The sequence below is a fragment of the Ignavibacteria bacterium genome (assembly GCA_025612375.1).
Taxonomy (GTDB): domain Bacteria; phylum Bacteroidota; class Ignavibacteria; order Ignavibacteriales; family SURF-24; genus JAAXKN01.
Genome location: JAAXKN010000133.1, coordinates 1 through 1,151, shown reverse-complemented (window position 1 = coordinate 1,151; position 1,151 = coordinate 1). Strand labels below are relative to the sequence as shown.

1 protein-coding gene is annotated in these 1,151 nt (G+C 41.9%); it reads left to right on the top strand.

The features are described 5' to 3' along the window. The first annotated feature begins 45 nt into the window (after positions 1-45). Complete coding sequence (locus HF312_21685) at positions 46-1,074, top strand: YihY/virulence factor BrkB family protein (GenBank protein MCU7522812.1); 1,029 nt, start codon at positions 46-48, stop codon at positions 1,072-1,074. Positions 1,075-1,151: the final 77 nt, after the last annotated feature.

Sequence of the window (1,151 nt, the reverse complement as noted above, 5' to 3'; positions counted from 1 at the left end):
ACAACTTAATTGACCTTTATTACAACTCAATTTCCAAAGTAATGAATGCTTCAATCTGATTTGCTCGAAAGATTTAAGACTCTGCAAAAACTACGGGCTTTGCCGGGACTGCAGAAAAACCACAGCTTCAGGAAATTTGTGTCGCACTATTTCTGGGGGCTGTACTACAGGATAGATGAGCACCACGTGTTCCTTTATTCAAGCGGCCTGGCATTTTCCCTGTTTTTGTGCATTGTTCCTTTCGTGCTGATCATATTTTCCATTCTTGGAAATATACTTGCCGTTACTTCGGTTGAAGGTCAGATAAATACCTTTATCTATACAGTAATCCCGTACGCCGAATACGCCGAATACGCCAAGGATGTCATTTTCTCCAGGATTAAAGAAGTAATTGAATATAAGACAATGGCAGGGTACATAGGAGGTTTTGGCCTTTTCTTTGCTGCCAGCGGACTTTTCAGCAGTATGCGTACCATACTGAATAAGATCTTCCCCGGCAGGGACGACAAAAGCGCAATTATTGGTAAACTGCGCGATTTCGGCATGGTACTGATTGTTATTGTCCTGGTCCTCTTTTCAACTATTATACTTCCTGCAATTGACATTCTGAAGGATTATACGCATAAGTTTGCCGTTCTGCGCTTTTTGGAGATGAATGCAATTCAGCACATGATGATATCGACCGTGTCGTTTCTGGCCATTTATCTGACATTTTATGTATTCTATTCTTTAATACCATACGCAAAGCTGGGGCGCAGGGTACCGGCCCTCAGTGCCCTCTGGGCTGCAATTTTGTGGGAAGTGGCAAAAAGGCTTTTCGGGTACTATATTAACCATTTTGCCACACTTAATAAGATTTACGGCACATACGCCCTTTTGGTTGTGCTTGCCTTCTGGATCTATTATTCTTCAATTACTTTTCTCCTTGGAGCCGAAATAGGGCAGCTTTACCGCGAAAGGCTTGAGGTAATACGCAAAAAGCCGAAAGGGCAAAAAGGAAATCTCCCCAAGAGTAATTTTCCAAAAAATAACCTCCCCAAAGGGACTTCCCGCGAAAAATCGACTAAAGGCTGAATAGCTCACGACTGAATAGCCACGACTGAATAGAAGTTATGTTTAAAAATAGGTTGTAAGAGGATATAAAAAAAGAG

Coding starts and splice junctions, on each gene's coding strand:
- HF312_21685 (MCU7522812.1), top strand. CDS start 46: ATGCTTCAATCTGATTTGCTCGAAAGATTTAAGACTCTGCAAAAACTA.